We start from the raw sequence: 18,176 nt of genomic DNA, 5'->3' as shown, positions 1-18,176 counted from the left end.
TCAACGGTCACTGCGCACTCCACTCGAATCTACGACGGTCAACGGCAACGGGATTCCGCGATCGGCGAAGGTGAAGGCGGCCCCGGTGCTGATCCTGGTCAGCGCCACCTCCACCGCCTCGGCGGCCGGTTCCTCGGCACGCACGACCTCGACGACGAGTTCGGTGTCGGTCGCCTTCGAGGTGTGACAGGTGTAGTGCGGGTCGACACCACGCACCAGCGCGTCGAGCGGCGCGAGATGGTCCGGGTCGAGCAGGGCGGGCCACACACCGTCGGTGATCGCACCGCACCCGCGCTCGAGCACCAGACGCACTCCGGCACCGGAGGTTTCGACTCTCGCGCCCACGTACTGCCGCGGATTGAGCGCCGGATGCAGGTCGAGCACGGCCGCCAGCGACTCCGGGTCACCACCCAGGCCCAAGGCCGATCCGATCCGCTCCGCGGCCACCCCCGCCACACCGGCGAACTGCTTGCGGCCGATCTCCGCCGCACGCTGCGCGTCGACCCGTTCGCGGATGGCGATGAGGAAACCGGCGACCAGCAGGTGCTGTTGCAGCGCGACCTCCTCGGCGATGCGGATCAGCGCCGACCGGGAGAAATCACCGAACCGCAGATCGCTCAGCAGCGGGCCACGGTAGTCGGCGGTGCCGTCGTCGGCCGGGTCGATCGGCGACAATGCCACCGTCGCCGCGACGGACCCGGCCACCAGCCCCGCATTGCGTGGAATCGGCGGCGGTTCGTTGGCCGGGTCGATACTCACCCGCCACGCGCACACGGGCTTGCGGTCCGCGGGCGCACGCGGTGGGCGGTGGATCGGGCGGACCTGGGCGTGCGGATTGGTGGCCAGGGCGGTCGCGTCGAAGGTCGGATCCTCGATGTCGTGACACATGGCCCGCACGAACTGGTCGCCGAGCGGTTCCACATCGGCGAGCGCACCACAGTGGTCGAGCCAGAACTCGCCGTGATCGTGATCCTCGACGCGGAAGCGGAAGTCGAGAAACTGTGGCGGGGCGCCGATATCGAGTTGCAGGCCTTTGAAGATCGTCTCGACTCCGTCACCGGTGAAGCCGAGCGCGGCCTGCATCCGCCGGGTGTAGACGGGACTGGCGACCTGCCACTCGTCGATGGCGACCTCGGTCATGCCCTCACGACCGAACGCGCCGATCGTGTGCGGCATGCCCGACCGGTCGATCAGGTGACCGCACAGCAGCAGTTCCGGGACGAGCGTGGCCAGTTGCGCGCGCGACAGCCCGGCGTAGGACTGTCGCGAATTCGGTGTCACCACAGCGGAACCGGCGCTTTCCCGATCGGATACCACCCCGGCAGCGGCTGCTCGGTCGTCGCCTTCTTGATGCGGGTGAGCATGCCGGGGGTCATCGCCTTGTTCGTCATCATCTCCATGAACAAGGCGCCGACATTGCCGTAGTCGAAGAAGTCGCGCTGCCAGGACCATCGGAAGTCGCCGCCGTACCGGAACCAGCTGCCACCGATGCCCTGCACCTGGTAGTTGCTGCCGTCGGGGCGGGTCGCGCTCGAGGTCTGCTTCCAGAAACCGACGACGTCACCGGTCTTCTCGTCGATCACCACGTGCTGATACGGGTAGGTCCAGCCCTCGAGGCCGTCCATCTCCTGGCCGACCGCGATCTCGCGGATCTGCTCGCGACCCACCGCCATGAACTCGTGGTTCGGTCCGTAGTTCCAGCCGTAGGTGGCGTCCTCGGTGTACATGTCGGCCAGCGGCCGCCAGTCGCCCTCGGCCTCACAGCGCTTGTTCGCATCCAGCCAGCGCTGGACCATCTCTTCCAGTTCGCCACGCGAAAAACCGGTCATGTCATTCTCCTTCGTCGGCCGTGCTGTCGTCGACGATCGACAGCGCCCGCGTGGGGCAGTAGGTCACCGCGTCGGCGACGGCCGCGTGCTGGGCACTCGACGGCCGTTCGACGAGGATTTCGACCTTCCCGCGTTTGGGCACCGTGAACACCTCCGGCGCTTCCTCCTGGCACGCGGCGTGCCCCTGACACAGATCCAGATCAACGACGATGCGTCTGCTCATCTCGTCGCCCGCCTTCCCCTGTCGCCCAGGTGTTCTCGCCTTCGAGACACCGAGCTGGACACCTGTCTGGACAGTATCATCGACACGCGCGGACAGCAATGGCCCATCGGTGGATGTGGAGCGTGTGGGGGTGGGTTACGACTCGTCGTTCGGGGCGCCCGGCGAGTAGGGCGAACCGAAACCGGAGTTCCACGCGAAGTCACCGCTGTCGGCGGTGGTCACCCGGAGGGCGGCGGCGGCCAACGGCGTGTTGTCACCGGTGAGCCGGGTGATGGTGCGCTCGAGGGCGGGCACGATGTCGGCGATATCGAGGTCGCCGTGCGCGAAGCGGGCGAGCAGGGCAAAGACCATGTTCGACAGGACGAGCGCGAGATCGGCGGCATAGTCCTTGTCGAGGGTGGCGAACATGGGGGCGACCACGGGCAGGATGGCGGCGAAGCCCTGGTTGTCGAGGCGCTGGCCGCCGGGTCCCGACCTGGCGTGATGGTAGGCGGCCAGCATCCGTGGATGACGCTCCCACGGCTCGAAGACGTAGCGGATCACCCGGATGAGCACCTCGGCCAGCGACTCCCCCTGGCGCGGCGGCTCGAGTTCGGTGTAGGTGTTGGTGGCCATCCACTGCGCGACGGCGGCGAGGACCAGCTCGTCGCGAGTGGCGTGGAGCTTGTAGACGGTGCTCAGCGACGCGTGGGCGAGCCGGGCGACGGTGCGCAACTGCACCGCCTCGTACCCTTCGGTCTCGAGCAGCGCGAGGGTCACCTCGGTGATCCTGCGCGCCGGATCGCCTTCGCCCCTTCGTGCCACCCGGACAGGGTAGTGCACGGAGCTCAGATGCGAGTCCCGATGTCTTCGGCGACCACGGTGTCCATGGCCCGTTCGGCCACGGCGGCGATGGTCATGGACGGATTGCACGCGGCGGCGCTGCCCGGCAGCAGCGCGCCGTCGAGTACGTAGAGCCCCGGCTGGTCGTGTACGCGGCCGTTCAGGTCGCACACCGCGCCCATATTGGCACCGCCGAGCGGGTGCCAGGTGGAGGGGAACAGGGTGTTGGTGTCGAGCAGCGTGGCGCCGGGGCCCGCGATGCGCGCGACCGTCGGTCCGATGTGATTGTCCTGGATGGTCCGGTCGCCGTCGGCGGGCCAGCGCAGCACGGCTTCGTCGCGTGCGGCGTCGTAGGTGAAGGCGCCACGGCTGTCGCTCACGCCGTAGCCGACGAGCATCGTGCTGCCCGCATCGAAGGACACGGGCGGGATGGACGCCTGGATCACCGTGTGCGCGGTGTGCGGGTCGTGCCAGTTCTTGCTGCCGTAGACCACCGGACCACCCTGTGGCGCACCGAAATTCGCGGCCGGATCGCGCCAGACGTAGATGCGGTCGGCATTGGTTCCCCAGCCTCGGCCGAGGTCGTCGGGCAGATCCGGGATCAGCCCCTTGGCGCCGGCACGGACGAGCAGACGGGTGGTGTTGAGGCTGCCTGCCGCCATGATGAGCGCGCCGGTGGTGAGGATCTTGTGCTCGACGACGGCGCCGGTGGTGTCGAGCCGTTGCACGTGCACGACCCAGCGGCCGTCGGCCGCGCGCTCGACGTCGGTGACCTCGTGCAGGGTTTCCACCCGGCAGTTGCCGGTGGCCTCCGCGGCGGCGATGTAGGTGACGTCGACGGAGTGCTTGCCGCCGTTGTTCACTCCCATCGCGCCGTCGCCGTTGGTGTAGGAGGCCTTCATCTCCCCGCGCAGTTCGGCGAGGGCGAAGTTCCAGTCGATGGGCATCGGGATCTTCGACAGCGGCAGTCCGGCCTGGCGCACCCGTTCGGCGAAGATTCTCGCGACGCGGTAGTTCTCGGTGTTCACCAACTCGTCGGGCGCCTCGGCGAGGCCGAGCATCGCCGCCACCCTCGGGTAGTGGATCCGGTTCATCCTCGCCCAATCCAGCTCCTGCGGGAAATGCGCCTCGAACACGTCCTGGGCCGGCTGCAGCGACATGCCCTGGTAGACCAGCGAACCGCCACCGACACCGGCGGCGCACAGCGCGGTCATGTTCTCACCGGGCACCGCCTCCACCAACCCGGCATAGGGCTCGACGAGCAGGGGTTGCCCGAACAGGTTCGGGTTCGATCGGCACCACAGCATCCGCTTGTCCGGCGCGGACGCGCGCGGGAAGGTTTCGGCGTTCGGGCCGGTGGGCCAGCGTAGCCCGCGTTCGAGCACGGTGACCGGCACGCCCGCCTGCGCCAGCCGCAGTGCGCTGACGCCGCCACCGAATCCGGAGCCGATGACGACGACCCGATGGTCCTCACGAGTCGAGGGAATGGTGCCGGTGCGCGCTGGAATCGGCGCGGCGAGGCCCGGGCGGGCCCCGAGCAGCATGCCGCCCAGCGCCGCCCCGGCCGCGAGCATGCTGCGGCGAGAGAATGTATTCACGGGGATTTCCTCGCAAGAAGTCAGTCGAAGGTGCAGCCGGTGACCGGCTTGTCCGCGAGGCGATCGAGCAGATAGGTGATCGCGTTGTCGGGGCCGAAACCGTCGATCATCTCGGGGCCGAAATGGTTCGGAATGGTGGTCCCGGGCAGGATCGGCGGCAGCTCGTTGGTGCGGAAGGTGACCGTCGCACCCTTGGCGCACCAGGTCTCGGCGAGCGCGCGGGCCTGGCCGTAGGGGACGGTGTCGTCGTTGAGCCCGCTGGTGATGAGTACCGGCGTGGCCGGGGTCATCGAGCCGACCCGGAGCTCTTCCAGAGCCGCTGCGGCTTCGGGCATTTCGGCCAGGTGCTCGGTCAGCGTGCGGCCGTCCTTGGTCAGCGTCGAGGTCTTCAGGAACGGGTGGCGGGTGATGAGGTCGGCGATGCACGAGTCGCTCAGGGTGGCGAGCATGTCGCGGCCCGACGGGCTGATGACCCGGTCGACGGCCTGGTTCAGCTCGGGATAGCGGGCGACCATGCCGTTCACGGCGAAGCCGATGGCACCGCTGATCAGGGCGCCGTCGATCTTGGCGAGGATCGCGGACAGGTCGGCGACGGGCCCACCCGCCCAGGTGCCCTTCACCGTGAGTTCCGGTGCGTAGTCCGGCGCCATCTCCGCGGCGGCCGCGGTCGAACCGCCGCCCTGCGAGTAGCCCCACAGCACCACCGGAGTCTCCGGGCCGACACCCGCCAGGCGATGTGCCGCGCGTGCGCCGTCGAGCACCGCGTGGGCACTCTCGATGCGATTGGCGTAGGTGTGGATGCCCGGGGTACCGAGTCCGATGTAGTCGGTGACGAGCACGCGCGCGCCGAGCCGGCTCCACACCGCCGAGGACGGCAGTTCCTGGTTCGCCGACAGGCCGAGCGCCGGATCGGTGTGCACGCTCAGGCCGGTGGAGAACGCCTGCGACATGGCGCACCGGTCGGCTTGGCCCGAGGTGCCGGGTGCGATGACGACGGTCGGGCGTGGGCCGGCACCGAGCCAGGGGCCGGTCGGTTCGAGGTAGGTACCCGACACCGCGACGGGCGACCCGTCCTGCAGGCGTGAGGTGTACATGACGTGCTGGGCAACACCCGGCCAGCCGTTTTCCGTGGGCGGGGTGGCGAGCAGGGTCATCGGGGCGGTTTTGACGATGGCGCCGGGTTCCTGCGGGATATGCGCGGGCGGGCTGTAGAACGAGCCCACCGGCTCGGCCGACGAGGCATCGGTCTGGGAGACCATGACGGTCGCCGCCATCGCACAGGCAACGGCTGCGCCCAGGACGACACGGCCTGTCTTCGGCCGTCGTCGCCCGATACCCTGCTGATCCATCGAGAACCTTTCCTTCCACCGCCCGGCGACGTCGCCGGAGTGATTCACGACGCAGGTGAAAGGAACCATGAGGCCCGTCACACCTGCGCCGCCGGGAAGAGTAACACTGTTACTACTCAAGCGGAAGGTGCGGCTACCGACGAGTTCAGAAGCCGGCGATCACCAGCGCGAGGCAGCCGATCAGCGGCGGGACCAACTGGATCAGGGCCGGGCGCGCCTTGCTCGGCGAGGACGCGATCAGCACGACACCCGCCGCGACCATCGAACCGGCTCCCGCGAGCACGAGCGCGAGCCCGATGCCCTTGTCGCCGAAGGCCGTGAACCCCATTCCGGTGGCCGCGACAACGGCCAGGAAGAGGTTGTAGAAGCCCTGATTGAAGGCCATCTCCTTGGTGGACTCGGCCTCGGCGGCCGACATCCCGAAGGTCCGCCGGGTGCTCGCCGCCGTCCACCGCAGCGACTCCATCACGAAGATGTAGGCGTGCAAGAGCACCGCCACCCCGGTGAAGATCAAACCGATCGCGGTCATCGTCGCACCTCTCGCCGCCGTCCGGACCTACCGGGCTTCCGTGGTGATTATTCACCGGCCACCGCCGCGAATCCCTTGCCGACTCGCGGCGGGGCACGAGAAACAGACCATACAATCGAGCCGCACTATGTATGGTTGGTTAGTGACCACACCGCCGCGACCGCGTCAGCTCGATCATCCCGTGCTGCCCAAGATCTTCCGGATCGTCGGCCGCGCGCAGGTGGCGATCTACCGGCGCACCGGTGGGCGCATCGGCGGCACCTGGCGCATCGGCGCGGGTTTCCGCAAGCCGGTACCCACCCTGTTGCTCGAGCATCGCGGCCGTAAGTCGGGCAAGCAGTTCACTGTTCCACTGCTCTACCTGGTCGACGGCGCCGATATCGTGGTCGTCGCTTCCCAGGGTGGGTTGGCGAATCATCCGCAGTGGTACCGGAACCTGTGCGTCCACCCGGACACGCACGTGCAGATCGGGCGTGAGCGCCGGGCCGTGCGGGCGGTGGTCGCCGATGACGAGCAGCGGGCTCGGCTGTGGCCGGCGCTGGTCGACCTGTACGCCGATTTCGACACCTATCAGGCGTGGACCGAACGCCGGATACCGGTGGTGATCCTGACGCCTCGGGCCGGGTGAGAACTACCGACCCAGCACGACCGACATCGCTTGGGCCCCTGCGGTAATCGCCTCGACATAAACCATCCGCTCGGCGCGGCCGACGGCCGGGCGCAGCGGGCCGAGCTGCAGTTCGTAGGGTGCGGCGCCGCCGGCGAACACCGGGGCCGACAGATAACTCACGGGCAGCGGATCGTCGCCGGTGAATTCGGTGTCGCGATACGGGCGGGCGGTGAGACGGGCCAGCTGGCGCAGGACGCGGGCGCGCAGGTCGGGTTGCAGGAGTTCCGCGCCGAGGGCGCCGAGCAGGTCGGCGAGCACGTCGACAACGCCCGCGTCGTCGGAGTCGGGACGGAAGAGCGCGCACCCGTTGGCCCGCACGAATTCCAGCAGTGCCGCGGCCTCGCCGGGAGCGGTCTTCGACCACGCGGCACGCTCGGCCGCCGCGCGCCACGGCATCACGGCCGCGCCCGCGGGATAGGCCAGCGGAATCGATTGACCCACAGCGAGTCCCGGCACCACACGGGCATCGGGTGCGTACTCCTTCGCGACGACAGTCAGGGTGGCGCGGTCGATCCTGCTCAGCGTCACCCCGCAGCCCGCCGCGACCGCGAGCGCGCGCAGTTCGGCCCGCACGGCCGCCTCGGGCAGCTCCGATTCCGCCGGGGCCAGGGCAGCCAGGGCCGGGCCGGGACGGAAGCGGCGTTCCCCGTCCCGGCGCACCCATCCGGCCGCGGCGAGTTCGGTGAGGACGGCGGTGACCGTGGCGCGCGCCAGCGACAGTGCCGTCGCGACCTCCGAGGCCGTGAGCGGCTTGCCCGCGCTCGCGAGCAACTCCATCACCTCGACGACCCGCCGGGTCGGCGGCGATGCCGACTGCGCCATGACAACCCCTTGTCCGCGGGGTCGCCCCGCCCTACACTGCTTCGACTATTCGCCACAGATTAGTCGAATATTCGACGCCTGAGGGGCTTTCATGATTCTCGATCACTTCCGGCTCGACGACCGCGTCGCCGTCGTCACCGGGGCAGGACGCGGACTCGGGGCCGCGATCGCCGTCGGATTCGCCGAGGCGGGCGCCGATGTGGTGATCGCAGCGCGGACCGAGTCGGATCTGCGTGCGGTCGCCGAGCACGTGGCGGCCACCGGCCGACGAGCGGAGGTCGTGGTCGCCGACCTCGCCGACCCGACGGCCGCCGCCGGGCTCGCCGAGGTGGCGGTCGAGCGGTTCGGGCGCCTCGACGTCGTCGTCAACAATGTCGGTGGGGCACTGCCGAAACCATTGCTGGACACCACTCCCGAGGACCTGGCCGAGGCCTTCACCTTCAATGTCGGCACCGCGCACGCCCTGGTGCGGGCCGCGGTGCCGAAGATGCTCGCCACGGCCGAGGGCGGTTCGATCATCAACATCACCTCGACCATGGGCCGGTTGCCCGGGCGCGCGTTCGCCGCGTACGCGACGGCCAAGGCGGCGCTTGCCCACTACACGCGCACCGCCGCGGCCGATCTGAGCCCTCGGGTGCGGGTCAACGCCATCGCACCCGGTTCGATCCTCACCTCGGCGCTGGCGGTCGTCGCGGGCAACGAGCAGATGCGCGGCCAGATGGAACAGGCGACGCCACTGCGGCGCCTCGGCGAGCCCACCGATATCGCCGCGGCGGCGGTGTATCTCGCCTCGCCCGCCGGGTCGTTTCTCACCGGCAAGGTGCTCGAGGTCGACGGCGGCCTGATCGCGCCCAATCTGACGATTCCGCTTCCCGATCTGTGAGGACCACATCATGACTGTTCGCGTAATCCACTGGGGTACCGGCAATGTCGGAAGGCACGCGTTGGCGGGCGTGCTCGCCGACCCGCGGTTCGAGCTGATCGGGGTCCATGTTTCCGGACCTGACAAGGTCGGCCTCGACGCGGCCGAACTGGCAGGACTCGCCACCCCGTCCGGCGTGCCGGCCACCACCGGCATCGAGGAGGTGCTGGCTCGCCGTCCCGACTGTGTCGTCTACACCGCGATGACCGACAACCGGCTACCCGAGGCGCTCGAAGACCTGCGCAGGCTGCTCGCCGCGGGCATCGATGTGGTGGCCAGCGCACCGGTGTTCCTGCAGTACCCGTGGGGTGTGCTTCCGGCGGAGCTGCTCGATCCCATCGAACAGGCTGCGGCACAGGGTGATTCGTCGCTGTTCGTGAACGGGATCGATCCCGGCTTCGCCAATGATCTGCTCCCCCTCGCCCTGCTCGGCACCTGCCGGTACGTCGAGCAGGTGCGCTGCCTCGAGATCGTCGACTACTCGACCTACGACAATCCGGCGGTCATGTTCGACATCATGGGGTTCGGCAAGCCGATGACCGAGACGCCGCTGTTGTTGCAGCCGGGGGTCCTGTCGCTGGCCTGGGGCAGCGTCGTGCGTCAGCTCGCGGCCGGGCTCGGCATCGAACTCGACGCCGTCACCCAGGAGTACCAGCGGTTGCCCGCCCCGGAGACCTTCGACATCGACTCCGGCACCATCGAGGCGGGTACGGCGGCGGCACTGCGGTTCGAAGTGCGCGGCATGGTGGGTGATCGCGCCGTCACGGTGCTCGAGCACGTCACCCGGTTGCGTGCCGATCTCGCACCCGACTGGCCGCAGCCCGCCCGGACCGGCGGTTCCTATCGGGTGGAGGTCACCGGTGAGCCGAACTACACCCTCGACCTGGCCATGTTCAGCGACCACGGCGACCACAACCACGCCAGCCTCGTCGGCACCGCGATGCGCCTGGTCAACGCCATCCCCGCCGTCGTCGCCGCACCACCGGGCATCCGCACCACGCTCGACCTCCCGCTGGTGACGGGAACCGGGCTGGCGGATACATCGCGGATCCCGGCCGCGAAATAGCCCTGGCCGAGAAGGCCCGTCAGCTGTCCCGGTTCTCCCCCAGTTCCGCCACGATCGGGTTCGGCGGTACCTCGCGGTCCCGCTCGGCGACACCGGGGTGCGCGTGATCGCGGCTCTGCGCCATTCGCTGCGCCTCGGTTCGTCCGTCGTCAAGGGTCACCGACTGCAGGACCTCGGTCATGTTGGCGTAGGCCACCGGCGGGATGGCGCGCAGGGCGCGCACCGTGTCCTCGTCGGCCTTCGCGTCGGTCGCGCACCGCACCAGGTCGTCCTTGTTCGCCGGGAAATCCACCTCCGACAACGCTCGCTCGACCCGTTGCACATCGGTAATCACCATCACGGAACCTTTCCGGGCGCCGAAGCGACCTGCGTCAGTTTCCTCGAACGGCTGCCGAAATACCCGGGCGGACCGGCCTCAAACAGGGCGGGTCCTCAGGCGGCGGGGATGACTTCCGGACGGGCGGGCTCCACCGCGACGGACTTGCGGTCCGCGCGTCTGCCGGTGACGAGGAACAGCACAACCAGCGCCACCGCCAACCACACATAGGTATCGCCGATGAGGTGCTGATCCCAGGTCCACGACGTTTCCCGGTGTTCACCGTCGGGCAGGAAACTGTGCGGCGCGATGACGAAGACGGCGGCGACCACGACGGCCGTGGCGTACCAGCCGCGCGCGCTCGCGGCGGGCAGGGTGCGGGCGTGGCAGACGATGGCGAGCAGCGCGGGTGCGATCCACACCCAGTGGTGCGACCACGAGATCGGCGACAGCAGCAGGGTGAAGACGGCGTTGAGGGCAAGGGCGATCGCGGGAGCGTCGGCGGCCTTACGCATGGCGACCACGACCAGGGCGAGCAGCAGGGCGCCGAAGAACAACCACAGGGCGTCGAACGGCAGGCCCGTGACGTGCAGGCGGGCCAACACCGCCTGAATCGACTGGTTCGTGTGGAAGGCCGAACCGCTCAGCCCCGAGACATTCCCGAGGCCGCCGAACCAGTAGCGCACGGACTCCGTCGGCAGGATCGCGAACGAGGCGAGCGTGGCGATCGCGCCGGTCGCGGCCGCGGTGGCGGCGGCCTTGTAGTCCTTGCGGACGAGGAAGAACAGCACGAACGCGGCGGGCGTGAGCTTGACCGCGGCCGCCAGGCCGATGAGCATGCCGCGCGGGTAGCGGGTCTTGGGCAGCAGGCAGTCGGTGGCGACCAGGACCATGAGCAGCAGGTTCACCTGCCCGAAGTCGATGGTGGCCCGCACCGGTTCGAGCAGCATCGCGACCGGTAGCGCACAGGCGGTGACCAGGACGGCGACCTGCTTGCGCTCGGGGTTGTAGCGGCGGGCGACCAGGTACAGGGTCCAGGCCAGCGCGGCGACCGACACCGCGACGTAGAGGGTTTTGGCCGCACCCCACGGCAGCAACGCGAACGGCGCGAGCGCGATCGCCGCGAACGGCGGATAGATGAACGGCAGTCCGATCCCGACGCTCGTCTTGGGGAGCTGGCCGTACATGTCGGCACCGTCGCGCATGGCCTCGATCCCGAGGCGATACACCTGCAGGTCGATGAAGGCGCCGGAGTACGGTTCGAACGGCCACAGCGGGGTGCGCATGCACACCACCGCGACGACACCGAGCAACACCGGCACCAGCCACCAGGCTCGATTGATCGGGCGTGGGGTCGGTTGCGCGGGGTGGGTGGTGTCACTACTCATCCGCGGCGACTATACCGACCCAGCGCCCGAGTCGGGGCACCGACCTTCGGCGGCAGTGACGTGCACTACACCCCGTTCAGCCTTGGTTGTAGCGGACGAGCAGGCGGGCAAGGGTGCGGACATCCTCGTCGGACCAGTCGGCGAACCGGGCGGTGAAGGCGGCTCGGCGGGTGCGTTCGGCCTTGCGTGCGGCAGCGCGGCCCTCGGGGGTGGCGCGCAGGATGTGGTTGCGCCGGTTGGCGGGGTCGATTTCGCGTTCGAGGTAGCCGAGCTGCTCGAGCGCTCCGACCTGTCTGCTGACGGTCGACTTGTCGAGCAGGAACTGTGCGGCCACGTCGGCGGCCTGGCAGCCGTCGCGTTCGAGGACCAGGTCCAGGATGCTGTAGGCGACCAGGCTCAATTCCGGGTGCAGTTCGGCGGCGCGGCCGCGGGCGCGGCGAGAGAAGGCGGTCAGCTCCCGCTGGATGACATCGACGGCGTCGTCCCTTGCCTCTGACTCAGTCATGGTTGTAGGATACAACAATCATAGTTGTATTTACCAACCTTCTTGGAGACTTCCCTCGATGACCGTCACCCAGCTGCGGCACCTCGCCGGCCACCTGCTCACCCCCCTGCTGATGTGTCTCGGCATGGCCCTGGCCTATCTCGGCGCCTTCCATCAGCCCACGCCGAACCATCTGGCGCTGGCCGTCGTCGGTGATTCCCCGCAGGCGGTGGAGCTCGCCCAGACGATGCAGAACCGGGGTGGGTCGGGTGTCGACGTCATCACCGTGCCCACCCGCGAGGCCGCGAGGGACCTGCTGCACGAGCGCGACCTCGTCGGCGCCTACGTGCCCGATGCCGCGCGCCCCGAACTGCTCGTGGCCACCGCCGGTTCGGACACCAGTGCGATGGCCGCCGAGGTGGCGTTCCGGTCGGTCGCCGACCACCAGGGCGTGCCGCTGGTGGTCACGGACGTGACGAGCAAGGCCGAGGGCGATCCGACCGGGCAGGGGCTGTTCTTCCTGCTGGTGGCGTTGAGTGTCGGCTCCTACGGCAGTGTCGCGGTGATCGGCGCCGCGGGCGCGATGCTGCGGATGCGGGTGCGCGCGGCGATCGGCGTGGTGACGGCCCTGGTGGTGAGCCTGATCGGTGTCGTGGTGGCCGGCCCGGTGTTCGGGGTGATCGACAGCGACTTCGCGAGCGTGTTCGGCATCGCCTGGCTGTATTCCGCGGGCATCATCCTGATCGGTATCGGGCTGCACACCTTCCTGAAGCGCTGGACCACGCTCGCCCTGATCACCCTGTTCGTGATGCTCAACTTCACTACCTCCGGCGGTGTCTACCGGCCGGAACTGCAGAACGGGTTCTTCGGTGCGCTGCATTCGTTCTGGAACGGTGCCGATTTCGTCGAAGGTCTGCGCAGCCTGCTGTACTTCGACGGTGGCGCCGGTTTCAGCGCACGCCTCGGCGGGTTGTTCGTGTGGCTGGTGATCGGCGTGCTGCTCGCCGCCGTCGCGGGGCAGTACGAGGCGCGGCATGCCCCCGAGCCGGTCAGCGAGCGTGCGGTCGAGGAGGAGATCGGCGAATCCGTCGCCGTCTGAATGCCGGCATTCCGTGTGTCATGAATCAGCCCGCGTTCGGGGTGGGACGCGGGTACGGTGTAGCGCGCGACCGATGCAGGGGGTACTACGTCGGAAAGGGTGGGCTGCACCGATGAATCGTCCTGGCGCACAGCGCCCCGGTGACGTGCCGCTCGAGCACCGCTACACCGGGGCCGATCCCATCGACTGGTGCGGTGCCGACGTGTACCCGATGTACACCGAGGCGCTACCGACCGGGACGACCGCGCTACGGCTGCGCGCCCTATCGGTGATGCCACCCGCCGACGTGTCTGGTCTCGGTCTGGGGCTCACCGTCACCGACGGCCACGTGAATCTGGGCGGGCGAACCCTAGGCGGCGTGGACATCTGGTCCGACGCGCTCGCGGCGGGCATCGACATCACCGTCACCGCCGAGGCGCCCGAGGCCCTGTTCACCCTCACGCCGGTCTGGGTGGCCGGTGCGGGCCCGCAGCAGTCGTGGACCGGCAACTACGGCATGGTCGTCGACCTGCTGCCCGACGGTGCGTCGACGCTGTGGTGCAGCACCGGCCCGGGTACCCCCGACTTCAACGAACTCGTCGTCGAACTCACCCGCGCCGACGCGGATCCCGCACCGACCGATCAGCTACCGCGGGTGGTGGGCGCCCAGCCACTCGTGCGGGCCGAGCCGCCCCTGTACGCCAAGCCGACCGCGCGTGTCCAGCCGGTCCTCGCCGCCGAACCGACCGCGCAGCCATACGCGGAGCAGAATGTCGGACGCGCGCTGCACGACCTGGGCTCGGCCATGTTCGCACGGGGAGAACACGACTCGGCTCGTGTGCTCTGGGCCCAAGCCGCCGAGGCCGGAAACAGCGCCGCCGCCTACGACCTCGGCCTGCTCGCCCTGCACGTCGGCGATATCGGCGCCGCCCGCACCTGGTGGCAGGCCGCGGCCCACGAGGATCCCCGGGCCGCGGCCTGCCTGGCCGAGCTGCCTCAGCGCACCTGATCCACCAGGTGCCGCTCGGCGGATAACGACCGCACGGGCGTGAAATCACGTGCGGCGATGTGCTCCGGCCTGCGCTGCGGTGCCGCGAACGGCTCGACCAGGGCGTTCTCGACACTGTTGAACACCAGGAAGATGTTCGACCTGGCATACGGCGTGATGTTGTTCGACGACCCGTGCATCAGGTTGGAATCGAACAGCAGCGCCGAGCCGGCCTTGCCGGTGAACTGGGTGATGCCGTAGCGCGCGGCGAGGAAGGTGATGTCGTCGTTGGTCGGGATGCCGATGCGCTGCTCGCGCAACGACTCCCGGTAATGACCCTCCGGTGTCTCACCCAGGCACGGCACGAACGTGCGATGCGAACCCGGCATCACCATCAGCGACCCGTTGAACGGGTAGTTGTCGGTCAACGCGATCGACAGACTCACCGCGCGCGGGGTCGGCATCCCGTCCTCGGCGTGCCAGGTCTCGAAATCGGAATGCCACCCGAATCCGCTGCCACCGAAGCCGGGCATGTAGTTCACCCGGCTCTGGTGCAGATACACCTCGGAGCCGAGGATCTGCTCGGCGAGCCCGACGACGCGCGACTCGGCGAGCAGTTCCGCGATCGGCTTACTCAAGCGGTGCACCTGGAACACCGAACGGACCTGTCCGGCAACGGGTTCCACGATCACACGCTCGTCGCCGTAGAGCACCGGGTCGGCCGCCAGATGCCCTATCTCGGCCCCGAAGGCCGCCACCTCGTCCGCACTGAGCAGATCCGGGATCGTCGCGAAACCGTTCGCGTCGAAACCGGCCAGCTCCGGTGTACTCACCTGCCCCCACACCGTCGGATCGGTGCGCTCGATGTGGGGGGCGGGCTCGGACAACCGCGTGGGGTAGCGGTCGGACCGATCAGACACTGGCATCCTCCTCTTCGACAATCAGCGGGTACACCCCGTTCTCGTCGTGTACCTCGCGGCCGGTGACCGGCGGATTGAACACACACAACATCCGCAGCGTGGTGCGGGCGGTGACCTGATGACGTTCGTGACCGTTCAGCAGGTACATCGAGCCGGGGCCGAGCGGGTACACGGTCTGGTCCTCGAGGTCGAGCAGTTCACCCTCGCCCTCGACCAGCCACACCGCCTCCACGTGGTTCTGGTAGTGGAACCGGTGCACGGTCCCGGCCTCGATCGTGGTCTCGTGGAACGAGAACCCGACCTTGTCGCCGGCGAGCACGATCCGTTTGCTTCGCCACCCCGGCCCGGCCACATCGCGGTCGGTTCCGGTGATCTCGGCGGTGGTGCGCACGATCATGCGGCACCGCCACACACGGTATCGATGCTGTCGGACAGGATCGACAGACCGCGATCGAGCTCGTCGCTGCGCAAGGTCAACGGCGGCAACAACTTCACGACCTCGTCCATCGAACCGGAGGTCTCCACCAGCAGCCCCTGCTCGAACGCGGTGCGGCACACCTTGCCCGCCTGCGACGGGTCGTCGAACACGATGCCGTGCACCATGCCGCGACCGCGCGTGGTGATGCCCTCGTGCCGCTCGGTCACGGCCGAGAGCGTGCGGCCGATGTACTCACCATTGGCGGCGGTGAGCCGCGCCAGCTTGTCGTCGGACCAGTACTCGCGCAGCGCGGCGGTGGCCGTGACGAAGGCGGGGTTGTTGCCGCGGAAGGTGCCGTTGTGCTCACCGGGAGCCCACTGGTCGTGCTCGGGCTTGAGCAGCACCAACGCCATCGGCAGGCCGTAGCCACCGATCGACTTGGACAGGGTGACGATGTCGGGGGTGATGCCCGCGATCTCGAAGGAGAAGAACGGGCCGGTGCGGCCGCAGCCCATCTGCACGTCGTCGACGATGAGCAGGATGTCGCGCGCGGCGCACAGGCCGGCCAGGTGGCGCAGCCACTCGGCGCGGGCCAGGTTCACACCGCCCTCGCCCTGCACGGTCTCCACGATCACCGCGGCGGGGCGGTCGAAACCCGAGGAGCTGTCGTCGAGCACCCGCTGCATCCAGCCGAAGTCCTCGATGGTGTTGTCGAAGTAGCCGTCGTAGGGCATCGGGGTGGCGTGCTCGAGCGGCACACCGGCGCCGGCCCGCTTGGCCGCGTTGCCGGTGACCGACAGCGCGCCGAGCGTCATGCCGTGGAAGGCGTTGGTGAAGCTCAGGATCGTCTTGCGGCCGGTGACCTTGCGGGCCAGCTTCAGCGCCGCCTCGACCGCATTGGCACCGGTGGGGCCGGGGAACTGCACCTTGTAGTCGAGCCCGCGCGGGGTGAGCAGGGTTTCGCGGATGGTCTCGAGCAGTTCACGCTTGGCCACGGTCGACATGTCGAGACCGTGGGTGATGCCGTTGCTGGAGATGTACTCGATCAGCGCCTTCTTGAGCACCGGGTTGTTGTGGCCGTAGTTCAGCGCGCCTGCGCCCGCGAAGAAGTCGAGATAGTCGCGGCCCTGCTCATCGCGGATCCAGGCACCTTCGGCGGTGGTGAACACGGCGGGCCAGTCGCGGCAGTAGCCACGCACATTCGATTCCATCGCTTCGAAAATGCTGGTGTCGGTGGTCGTGATCATGATCATGCCTCCTGGCGCTGAGCGGGCGAAATAATGTAGAGGTGCTCGGCTTCGTGGGAATCCGGAAAATGATGTGCTTCGAATAGTTCTTCGGTACGCAATTGCGCGCCGCGTTCGCGGGCCACCGCGGAGAACAACGCCTGGGAAGCGGAATTATCGGGGGAGATCGTCGTTTCCAGGGTGTTGATCCCGGCGGGTGCCACGGAATCGAGCAGGGCGTGCAGGAGTTTCGCGGCCAGACCCCGGCCGCGGAATTCGGCGTCGACGGCGATCTGCCAGACGAAAAGCGTGTCCGGCGCATCGGGACGAACATACCCGATCACGAATCCCACTGCCTGCCCGCCACATTCGACGACCATGGAGGTCGCCTCGAAATCCCGACACCACAGCAGATAGGCGTAGCTCGTATTCACGTCGAGTACGCGGGAATCGCGCGCGATGCGCCACAATTGGGCACCGTCACCCAATCTCGGGTGTCTGAGAATAATTTCCGAACCTCGAGCCGCCGCGGTATCGGTCGGCTCCATGGACATAGTCGGACTCGGCATACATTCCACCTTGACTAAGAGACTTTACGGTCTTTGTGTCGAGCTCTTTGCGGTTGTATGACGAATCGTTTACTGCGGCTGGATATCCAGCCGGTAACCCAGCCCGCGCACAGTCACCACGATGCGCGGATCCGAGGCGTCACGCTCGATCTTGGTGCGCAACCGGCGCACGTGGACGTCGACGATGCGTTCGTCACCGAAAAAGCCTTGATCCCAGACTCTTTCGAGCAGCACCGCGCGGCTGAGCACGCGGCCGGGAGTCTCGGCGAGTTCGCACAGCAACCGGAACTCGGTGACCGTGAGGTGCAGTTCCTCGCTGCCACGGCGCACCGCGCCCGCGTCGGCGGCGAGGACAAGGGGACGCACCGGGTCGTCGTCGAGGACCACTTCGGGAGTGGCCTCACGTTCGGCGGCGATCCTGGCGCGGCGGCGCAGGGCGCGCATCCGGGCGGTGATCTCCTTGATCTCGAACGGCTTGCTGACGAAGTCGTCGGCACCGGCTTCCAGGGCCGCGACCACGTCGTGGGTGTCGTACCTGGTGCTGATCACGATGATCGGCACGTCGTGGTCGCGGCGGATCTCGCGGATGCAGTCGAAGCCGTCGGTGGCTCCGCGCATCAGGTCGACGATCATCAGATCGGGCGGCCCGTCGTTGCGCAGCCGGTCGAGGGCATCCTCGGGGACACCCGCCTCGGCCACGGCGTAGCCCTCGTCTTCCATCGCGCGGCGCAGATCGCCCCGCATCTGCACATCGTCGTCGACGATCATCAAGTTGGCGGTCATCCTCGCACCTCGCTGCCGCCCGGCGCGACCGTGACCGCCGATGCGGCTGTGTTCTGCCAATGCTCGCTCATGTGCACTTCCTTTGCTGACACGCTCGTGCGTGCGCCGGTACACCTGGGGAATTCGCGTCCCCAGTCCGACACGACATCCCGCTTTCGAGCTTGTTACCAATCCGT

At 68.4% G+C, this 18,176-nt stretch carries 21 protein-coding genes; 5 read left to right on the top strand and 16 right to left on the bottom strand.

Annotated features, from left to right (window positions below; all coding sequences use genetic code 11):
- From ACWEVR_RS17330 to ACWEVR_RS17300, 7 genes are all read right to left on the bottom strand, one after another.
- Positions 1–1,284: a hypothetical protein gene (locus tag ACWEVR_RS17330; RefSeq protein WP_452467731.1), complete on the bottom strand. Its 1,284-nt coding sequence runs from the start codon at positions 1,282–1,284 to the stop codon at positions 1–3.
- A complete protein-coding gene (locus ACWEVR_RS17325; protein WP_452467730.1) occupies positions 1,278–1,829 on the bottom strand; it encodes a nuclear transport factor 2 family protein in 552 nt (183 codons plus the stop codon). The genes ACWEVR_RS17330 and ACWEVR_RS17325 overlap by 7 nt, the downstream gene beginning before the upstream one ends.
- 1 nt (position 1,830) lies before the next feature.
- On the bottom strand, positions 1,831–2,052 hold the full coding sequence (locus ACWEVR_RS17320; protein WP_452467729.1) for a ferredoxin: 222 nt from the start codon (positions 2,050–2,052) through the stop codon (positions 1,831–1,833).
- A 135-nt stretch (positions 2,053–2,187) separates the two neighbouring features.
- A complete protein-coding gene (locus ACWEVR_RS17315; RefSeq protein WP_452467728.1) occupies positions 2,188–2,856 on the bottom strand; it encodes a TetR family transcriptional regulator in 669 nt (222 codons plus the stop codon).
- Between the two features lie 23 nt (positions 2,857–2,879).
- A complete protein-coding gene (locus ACWEVR_RS17310) occupies positions 2,880–4,472 on the bottom strand; it encodes a GMC oxidoreductase (protein ID WP_452467727.1) in 1,593 nt (530 codons plus the stop codon).
- Between the two features lie 20 nt (positions 4,473–4,492).
- Positions 4,493–5,821 (bottom strand): lipase family protein, encoded by a 1,329-nt coding sequence (locus tag ACWEVR_RS17305; protein WP_452467726.1) that lies wholly within the window; start codon positions 5,819–5,821, stop codon positions 4,493–4,495.
- A 145-nt stretch (positions 5,822–5,966) separates the two neighbouring features.
- Positions 5,967–6,350, bottom strand: coding sequence for a DUF1304 domain-containing protein (locus tag ACWEVR_RS17300; RefSeq protein WP_452467725.1), 384 nt, complete (start codon positions 6,348–6,350; stop codon positions 5,967–5,969).
- A gap of 142 nt (positions 6,351–6,492) precedes the next feature.
- Between ACWEVR_RS17300 and ACWEVR_RS17295 the strand changes: the two genes are divergently transcribed.
- Positions 6,493–6,978, top strand: coding sequence for a nitroreductase family deazaflavin-dependent oxidoreductase (locus ACWEVR_RS17295; RefSeq protein WP_452467724.1), 486 nt, complete (start codon positions 6,493–6,495; stop codon positions 6,976–6,978).
- 3 nt (positions 6,979–6,981) lie between these two features.
- Here the strand turns inward: ACWEVR_RS17295 and ACWEVR_RS17290 are convergent, their stop codons facing one another.
- Positions 6,982–7,842 (bottom strand): helix-turn-helix domain-containing protein, encoded by an 861-nt coding sequence (locus tag ACWEVR_RS17290; protein WP_452467723.1) that lies wholly within the window; start codon positions 7,840–7,842, stop codon positions 6,982–6,984.
- 91 nt (positions 7,843–7,933) lie between these two features.
- Here ACWEVR_RS17290 and ACWEVR_RS17285 point away from each other — a divergent pair, with 91 nt between their 5' ends.
- Positions 7,934–8,725 (top strand): SDR family oxidoreductase, encoded by a 792-nt coding sequence (locus ACWEVR_RS17285; protein WP_452467722.1) that lies wholly within the window; start codon positions 7,934–7,936, stop codon positions 8,723–8,725.
- A gap of 10 nt (positions 8,726–8,735) precedes the next feature.
- Entirely contained in the window at positions 8,736–9,830 is a 1,095-nt protein-coding gene (locus ACWEVR_RS17280) for an NAD(P)H-dependent amine dehydrogenase family protein (protein ID WP_452467721.1), read from the top strand.
- Positions 9,831–9,849: 19 nt separating this feature from the next.
- Here ACWEVR_RS17280 and ACWEVR_RS17275 read toward each other — a convergent pair whose 3' ends face one another.
- The 3 genes from ACWEVR_RS17275 to ACWEVR_RS17265 all read right to left on the bottom strand — a co-directional run bounded on the left by ACWEVR_RS17275 (position 9,850) and on the right by ACWEVR_RS17265 (position 12,039).
- A complete protein-coding gene (locus ACWEVR_RS17275; RefSeq protein ID WP_452467720.1) occupies positions 9,850–10,167 on the bottom strand; it encodes a DUF2795 domain-containing protein in 318 nt (105 codons plus the stop codon).
- A gap of 95 nt (positions 10,168–10,262) precedes the next feature.
- Entirely contained in the window at positions 10,263–11,534 is a 1,272-nt protein-coding gene (locus ACWEVR_RS17270; protein ID WP_452467719.1) for a glycosyltransferase 87 family protein, read from the bottom strand.
- Positions 11,535–11,610: 76 nt separating this feature from the next.
- Positions 11,611–12,039: a MarR family winged helix-turn-helix transcriptional regulator gene (locus tag ACWEVR_RS17265; RefSeq protein WP_452467718.1), complete on the bottom strand. Its 429-nt coding sequence runs from the start codon at positions 12,037–12,039 to the stop codon at positions 11,611–11,613.
- Between the two features lie 58 nt (positions 12,040–12,097).
- Here ACWEVR_RS17265 and ACWEVR_RS17260 point away from each other — a divergent pair, with 58 nt between their 5' ends.
- Together ACWEVR_RS17260 and ACWEVR_RS17255 are read left to right on the top strand one after the other, a co-directional pair.
- Entirely contained in the window at positions 12,098–13,117 is a 1,020-nt protein-coding gene (locus ACWEVR_RS17260) for a hypothetical protein (RefSeq protein WP_452467717.1), read from the top strand.
- Between the two features lie 112 nt (positions 13,118–13,229).
- A complete protein-coding gene (locus ACWEVR_RS17255) occupies positions 13,230–14,105 on the top strand; it encodes a tetratricopeptide repeat protein (protein WP_452467716.1) in 876 nt (291 codons plus the stop codon).
- On the opposite strand, the gene thpD is transcribed toward ACWEVR_RS17255, so the two are convergent.
- The 5 genes from thpD to ACWEVR_RS17230 all read right to left on the bottom strand — a co-directional run bounded on the left by thpD (position 14,093) and on the right by ACWEVR_RS17230 (position 18,000).
- Positions 14,093–15,010, bottom strand: a complete 918-nt coding sequence (thpD, locus tag ACWEVR_RS17250; protein ID WP_452467715.1) for an ectoine hydroxylase — start codon at positions 15,008–15,010, stop codon at positions 14,093–14,095. The genes ACWEVR_RS17255 and thpD overlap by 13 nt on opposite strands.
- Positions 14,997–15,401, bottom strand: a complete 405-nt coding sequence (locus ACWEVR_RS17245) for an ectoine synthase (protein WP_452467714.1) — start codon at positions 15,399–15,401, stop codon at positions 14,997–14,999. The genes thpD and ACWEVR_RS17245 overlap by 14 nt, the downstream gene beginning before the upstream one ends.
- Entirely contained in the window at positions 15,398–16,666 is a 1,269-nt protein-coding gene (ectB, locus tag ACWEVR_RS17240) for a diaminobutyrate--2-oxoglutarate transaminase (RefSeq protein WP_452467889.1), read from the bottom strand. The genes ACWEVR_RS17245 and ectB overlap by 4 nt, the downstream gene beginning before the upstream one ends.
- Positions 16,667–16,671: 5 nt before the next feature.
- Positions 16,672–17,196, bottom strand: coding sequence for a diaminobutyrate acetyltransferase (gene ectA / locus ACWEVR_RS17235; RefSeq protein ID WP_255494958.1), 525 nt, complete (start codon positions 17,194–17,196; stop codon positions 16,672–16,674).
- Between the two features lie 90 nt (positions 17,197–17,286).
- On the bottom strand, positions 17,287–18,000 hold the full coding sequence (locus ACWEVR_RS17230; RefSeq protein ID WP_452467713.1) for a response regulator transcription factor: 714 nt from the start codon (positions 17,998–18,000) through the stop codon (positions 17,287–17,289).
- Positions 18,001–18,176: the final 176 nt, after the last annotated feature.

This window comes from Nocardia sp. NPDC003979 (genome assembly GCF_053605015.1).
This window is presented reverse-complemented; position numbering and strand designations above follow the sequence as displayed.

What these genes read in the sequence shown, in the direction of transcription:
- ACWEVR_RS17325 (WP_452467730.1), bottom strand. Translation starts at nt 1,829, where the DNA reads ATGACCGGTTTTTCGCGTGGCGAACTGGAAGAGATGGTCCAGCGCTGG.
- ACWEVR_RS17320 (WP_452467729.1), bottom strand. Translation starts at nt 2,052, where the DNA reads ATGAGCAGACGCATCGTCGTTGATCTGGATCTGTGTCAGGGGCACGCC.
- ACWEVR_RS17305 (WP_452467726.1), bottom strand. Translation starts at nt 5,821, where the DNA reads ATGGATCAGCAGGGTATCGGGCGACGACGGCCGAAGACAGGCCGTGTC.
- ACWEVR_RS17300 (WP_452467725.1), bottom strand. Translation starts at nt 6,350, where the DNA reads ATGACCGCGATCGGTTTGATCTTCACCGGGGTGGCGGTGCTCTTGCAC.
- ACWEVR_RS17290 (WP_452467723.1), bottom strand. Translation starts at nt 7,842, where the DNA reads ATGGCGCAGTCGGCATCGCCGCCGACCCGGCGGGTCGTCGAGGTGATG.
- ACWEVR_RS17285 (WP_452467722.1), top strand. Translation starts at nt 7,934, where the DNA reads ATGATTCTCGATCACTTCCGGCTCGACGACCGCGTCGCCGTCGTCACC.
- ACWEVR_RS17280 (WP_452467721.1), top strand. Translation starts at nt 8,736, where the DNA reads ATGACTGTTCGCGTAATCCACTGGGGTACCGGCAATGTCGGAAGGCAC.
- ACWEVR_RS17275 (WP_452467720.1), bottom strand. Translation starts at nt 10,167, where the DNA reads ATGGTGATTACCGATGTGCAACGGGTCGAGCGAGCGTTGTCGGAGGTG.
- ACWEVR_RS17270 (WP_452467719.1), bottom strand. Translation starts at nt 11,534, where the DNA reads ATGAGTAGTGACACCACCCACCCCGCGCAACCGACCCCACGCCCGATC.
- ACWEVR_RS17265 (WP_452467718.1), bottom strand. Translation starts at nt 12,039, where the DNA reads ATGACTGAGTCAGAGGCAAGGGACGACGCCGTCGATGTCATCCAGCGG.
- ACWEVR_RS17260 (WP_452467717.1), top strand. Translation starts at nt 12,098, where the DNA reads ATGACCGTCACCCAGCTGCGGCACCTCGCCGGCCACCTGCTCACCCCC.
- ACWEVR_RS17255 (WP_452467716.1), top strand. Translation starts at nt 13,230, where the DNA reads ATGAATCGTCCTGGCGCACAGCGCCCCGGTGACGTGCCGCTCGAGCAC.
- thpD (WP_452467715.1), bottom strand. Translation starts at nt 15,010, where the DNA reads ATGCCAGTGTCTGATCGGTCCGACCGCTACCCCACGCGGTTGTCCGAG.
- ACWEVR_RS17245 (WP_452467714.1), bottom strand. Translation starts at nt 15,401, where the DNA reads ATGATCGTGCGCACCACCGCCGAGATCACCGGAACCGACCGCGATGTG.
- ectA (WP_255494958.1), bottom strand. Translation starts at nt 17,196, where the DNA reads ATGGAGCCGACCGATACCGCGGCGGCTCGAGGTTCGGAAATTATTCTC.
- ACWEVR_RS17230 (WP_452467713.1), bottom strand. Translation starts at nt 18,000, where the DNA reads ATGACCGCCAACTTGATGATCGTCGACGACGATGTGCAGATGCGGGGC.